This is a genomic window from Streptomyces sp. NPDC054840 (assembly GCF_053611065.1).
In genome coordinates this window covers 679-5886 of the sequence record NZ_JBSGZP010000471.1, presented here as the reverse complement: position 1 = coordinate 5886, position 5208 = coordinate 679, and the positions used below count along the sequence as shown (strand labels likewise).

The window sequence follows — 5208 nt, the reverse complement described above, 5'->3', positions numbered from 1 at the left end:
GGATCGGGTGGCCCGCTTTTCGTTGTGCCCCGTGCCCCGTGCCCCGTGTGCCGTGTCGACGGGTGGAACGGCCGAGCGTCGGAAGGGGCCGCTGCGGTACCCTGACGCCATGCGTGCCGTACGCCTTCTGCTTACCGAGCCGCGCTGAGCAGTACCGACCCTTCGAGACGGTCGGACCCGGCGCGGCGTCCCCTCCTGTGCGAGGGGTTTTTTCGTTTGGGCAGGCAGAGACGGCAGAGACGATCGATGGAGCTTCAGAAATCATGAGCGAGACGAACACCCCGGCCCACGAGGCGGCCGAGGCGCACCGCTACACGGCTGCCATGGCCGCCGACATCGAGGCACGCTGGCAGGACGTCTGGGACGCGCAGGGCACGTACGAGGCCCCGAACCCGACCGGTGACCTGGCCGGGGATCCCGCGCTGGTCGCACGGCCCAAGAAGTTCATCATGGACATGTTCCCGTACCCGTCCGGTGCGGGCCTGCACGTCGGACACCCGCTCGGGTACATCGCCACCGACGTCTTCGCCCGCCACCAGCGGATGACCGGCCACAACGTCCTGCACACCCTGGGCTTCGACGCCTTCGGCCTGCCGGCCGAGCAGTACGCCGTGCAGACCGGCACGCACCCGCGCGTCTCGACCGAGGCCAACATCGAGAACATGAAGGTCCAGCTGCGCCGGCTGGGCCTGGGCCACGACAAGCGCCGGTCGTTCGCCACGATCGACCCGGACTACTACAAGTGGACCCAGTGGATCTTCCTGCAGATCTACAACTCCTGGTACGACGCCGACGCGAAGAAGGCCCGCCCGATCACCGAGCTGGTCGCCGCCTTCGAGGACGGCTCCCGTGAGGTCCCCGGCGGCCGCGCCTGGGCGGGTCTGACCGCGGCCGAGCGGGCCGACGTACTCAACGAGTACCGCCTGGCGTACTCCTCCGACGCGCCCGTGAACTGGTGCCCCGGGCTGGGCACCGTACTGGCCAACGAGGAGGTCACGGCCGACGGGCGTTCCGAGCGCGGCAACTTCCCGGTCTTCAAGTCCCGGCTGAGCCAGTGGAACATGCGGATCACCGCCTACGCCGACCGGCTGATCGACGACCTGGACGCGCTGGACTGGCCCGAGGCCATCAAGCTGCAGCAGCGGAACTGGATCGGCCGCAGCGAGGGCGCGCGCGTCGACTTCGCGCTGGGCGACGAGGCCATCACCGTCTTCACCACCCGTCCGGACACCCTGTTCGGCGCCACCTACATGGTGCTGGCGCCCGAGCACCCGCTGGTCGAGAAGTTCATCCCGGCCGCCTGGCCCGAGGGCACCCACGAGGTGTGGACCGGCGGGCACGCCACGCCGGCCGAGGCCGTCAGCGCCTACCGCAAGCAGGCCGCCTCGAAGTCGGACGTCGAGCGGCAGGCCGAGGCCAAGGACAAGACCGGTGTCTTCACCGGCGAGTACGCGGTCAACCCGGTCAGTGGTGACAAGGTCCCGGTCTTCATCGCCGACTACGTGCTGATGGGCTACGGCACCGGCGCGATCATGGCCGTCCCGGCGCACGACGGCCGCGACTTCGAGTTCGCGCGGGCCTTCGAGCTGCCGATGCGCTGCGTCGTGGAGCCTTCGGACGGCCGCGGCACCGACCCGGCCGAGTGGGACGACGCCTTCGTCTCCTACGACGCGAAGCTGGTCAACTCGACGGGCGAGGGCATCGCCCTGGACGGCCTGGGCGTCGTCGAGGCGAAGGCCGCGATCACCGACTGGCTGGCCGAGCGCGGCATCGGCGAGGGCACCGTCAACTTCCGCCTGCGTGACTGGCTCTTCAGCCGCCAGCGGTACTGGGGCGAGCCCTTCCCGATCGTCTACGACGAGGACGGCGTCGCGCACCCGCTGCCCGAGTCGATGCTGCCGCTGGAGCTGCCGGAGGTCGAGGACTACTCTCCGCGCACCTTCGAGCCGGACGACGCGCTGTCGCAGCCGGAGACCCCGCTGTCACGCAAGGCCGACTGGGTGGAGGTGGAGCTGGACCTCGGCGACGGGCGCGGCGTGCGCTCGTACCGCCGCGAGACCAACACCATGCCGAACTGGGCCGGTTCCTGCTGGTACGAGCTGCGCTACCTGGACCCGCACAACTCCTCGGCCCTGGTGGACCCGGAGATCGAGCAGTACTGGATGGGCCCGCGCGAGGACCGGCCGCACGGCGGTGTCGACCTGTACGTGGGCGGCGCCGAGCACGCCGTCCTGCACCTGCTGTACGCGCGCTTCTGGTCCAAGGTGCTGTTCGACCTGGGCCACGTGTCCTCGGTCGAGCCGTTCCACAAGCTGTTCAACCAGGGCATGATCCAGGCGTACGTCTACCGCGACGAGCGCGGCTTCCCGGTTTCGGCCACCGAGGTGGAGGAGCGCGACGGCACGTTCTTCTTCGAGGGCCGGCCGGTCAAGCGTGAGCTGGGCAAGATGGGCAAGTCCCTGAAGAACGCCGTCACGCCCGACGAGATCTGCGAGGAGTACGGCGCCGACACGCTGCGCCTGTACGAGATGGCGATGGGCCCGCTGGACGTCTCCCGTCCGTGGGACACCCGGGCCGTGGTGGGCCAGTACCGCCTGCTGCAGCGCCTGTGGCGCAACATCGTGGACGAGGAGACGGGCGCGGTGACGGTCGTCGACGCCGAGCCCGCCGAGGGCACCCTGCGCGCGCTGCACAAGGCGATCGACGGGGCCGGCGCGGACCTGGCCGGGCTGCGCTTCAACACCGCCATCGCGAAGATCACCGAGCTGAACAACGCGCTGACGAAGGCCGGCCGCCCCCTGGAGCGCTCGGTCGCCGAGGCCCTGGTGCTGCTGGTCGCCCCGCTGGCCCCGCACATCGCGGAGGAGCTGTGGCACCGCCTGGGCCACAGCGAGTCGGTGGTCCACCAGGACTTCCCGGTCGCGGACCCGGCGTACGTCGTGGACGAGAGCGTGACCTGCGTGGTGCAGGTCAAGGGCAAGGTCAAGGCGCGGCTGGAGGTGTCGCCGACGATCTCCGAGGCGGAGCTGGAGCAGCTGGCCGTGACCGATGAGGGTGTCGTGGCGGCGCTGGGCGGCGCGGAGATCCGCAAGGTGATCGTGCGCGCCCCGAAGCTGGTGAACATCGTCATCTGAGGGTGCACCCCCGCATAGGGGGGATCCCGTACGGGCAGGTTGGGGGTTCGATTGGAACCCCTGACCTGCCCGCGGCGTTTACCGTGGAGGGGACGGAAAAGAGCCGTCGGGTGCTGGGGAAGGGACGCTCATGGAGTCCGCGTTGATCATCTTCGCGCTGATGGTGCTATTCACCTTCCTGGGGTTGGGTGTGTACGCGACCGTCAAGGTGGTGCAGGCGACCAAGCGCGGTGTGGACCGGACCATCACGCAGGCGCGGCGCACCGTGGAGGACACCACCCTGCGCGCCAAGAGCTTCGGCCAGGTCGGGGTCACGGCGGCGCTGGCGCAGCTGCGGCTCGACCTGCGGACCTCGATGCGGTCCACGCAGCAGGCGCTGCAGGACGGGGTCCGGTCGGACGTCTCGCTGCACGAGTCGATCGCCCTGTTCGAGCGGTTGAGTGCGCATGGACTGGAGCTCGACGGTGAGCTGAAGAGGCTGGAGCAGGATCCGGACCGCCGGCGGATCGCGGAGCGGCTGCCGGACCTGCGCGAGCGCACGAAGAAGATCACGCAGGCCGCCGACTCGCTGCGGTGGGCAGCGCGGGACCGGGCCCAGCGCTTCGCGCAGGACGACCTGTCCACGCTGTCGGCCCAGATCGAGGTCGAGTCCGGGGCGCTGCGAGACTGGTCGCGGGAGCCGGTGGACGACCTCGCGGCGGCGGCCGCGGCGTGGGACGCGGCGCAGGCGAACGGCGCCGCGGCGGGTCCGGCGCAGGCTACGGGGAGCGCCCCGGCGAACGCTTCGGGGCAGCCCTCGGCGAATGCTTCGGGGCAGCCCTCGGCGAATGCTTCGGGGCAGTCCTCGGCGGCGGCGAGCCCAGCTCGTGGCGCGGATCAGCCGCAGGCCCTGAATCCGGCCGCTCCGGTACCGCAGTACCCCTGGCAGAAGGCGCGCCGACCGGAGAGCACGACCTGAGGGAGGGCGCGCGGGGGCTCGTACCCGTAGGCTCTCGCCGCCGTAGGAGCACCGGCCGGCGGTCGCGTCGTGGGGCCAGGCTGCCGTCCCGCCCCCACTGGCGGTAACCTCCGGCTCATGTCCCGCCATGTCGCCATCGTCACCGATTCCACGGCCTACCTGCCCCGACCGGCCATGGCACGGCACGGAATCACCGCCGTCCCGCTCACCGTGGTGCTCGGTGGCGAGGCGCTGGAGGAGGGCACCGAGATCTCGGCGCGCAGCCTGGCGCTGGCCCTGCAGAAGCGCCGCTCGGTCACCACGTCGCGTCCCGGCCCCGAGGAGTTCGTACGGGCCTACCGGGCGGCGGCGGACGCCGGAGCCACCGGCATCGTCAGCCTGCACCTGTCCGCCGAGTTCTCCGGCACCTACGACGCGGCCGTGGTCGCCGCCAGGACCGCACCCGTACCGGTCCGTGTCCTGGACACCGGCATGGTCGCGATGGCCCTCGGTTTCTGCGCGCTGGCCGCCGCCGAGGTGGCCGAGGCGGGTGGATCCGCGGACGAGGCCGTGGCGGCAGCGGAGAAGCGGGCGGCGGACATGGCCGCGTACTTCTACGTCGACACCCTCGACTACCTCCGCCGCGGCGGCCGGATCGGGGCGGCCCAGGCCCTCCTCGGCTCCGCCCTGGCGGTGAAGCCCCTGCTGACGCTGGACGGCGGGCGGATCGAGATGCTGGAGAAGGTCCGTACGTCGTCCAAGGCCATCGCCCGCCTGGAAGAGCTGGCCGTCGAGCGCGCCGGGTCCGCCGACGTCGATGTGGCGGTGCACCACCTGGCGGCTCCGGAGCGGGCGGAGAAGCTCGCCGAGCGGCTCCGCGAGCGCATCCCCGGGCTGGTCGAGCTGCACGTCAGCGAGGTCGGTGCGGTGATCGGGGCACACACCGGCCCGGGGCTGCTGGCGGCGGTCGTCTCGCCCCGCTGATCACCGGAATGGGTGGCACGGTTATCCACAACGAGCATTTTTTCCACTGGAATTGAGTGTTCCGAACCGGGGGCGGGATCCGCCTCTACGGTCGTGGCATGACTCTTCGAACGCGTGCTCCGTATCCGTCGGGTGCCACTGGTGGCCCGGGCC

3 protein-coding genes are annotated in these 5208 nt (G+C 71.0%); all 3 read left to right on the top strand.

Features of this window, described 5'->3' with window-relative positions:
* The first annotated feature begins 263 nt into the window (after positions 1-263).
* The 3 genes from leuS to ACWGIU_RS27140 all read left to right on the top strand — a co-directional run bounded on the left by leuS (position 264) and on the right by ACWGIU_RS27140 (position 5055).
* Positions 264-3134 carry a leucine--tRNA ligase gene (gene leuS, locus ACWGIU_RS27150; protein WP_453710023.1) on the top strand — a complete coding sequence of 957 codons (2871 nt, stop codon included), beginning with the start codon at positions 264-266 and terminating at the stop codon, positions 3132-3134.
* Positions 3135-3264: 130 nt separating this feature from the next.
* Positions 3265-4092, top strand: a complete 828-nt coding sequence (locus tag ACWGIU_RS27145) for a hypothetical protein (protein ID WP_453710021.1) — start codon at positions 3265-3267, stop codon at positions 4090-4092.
* A gap of 117 nt (positions 4093-4209) precedes the next feature.
* Entirely contained in the window at positions 4210-5055 is an 846-nt protein-coding gene (locus tag ACWGIU_RS27140) for a DegV family protein (RefSeq protein WP_453710019.1), read from the top strand.
* Positions 5056-5208: the final 153 nt, after the last annotated feature.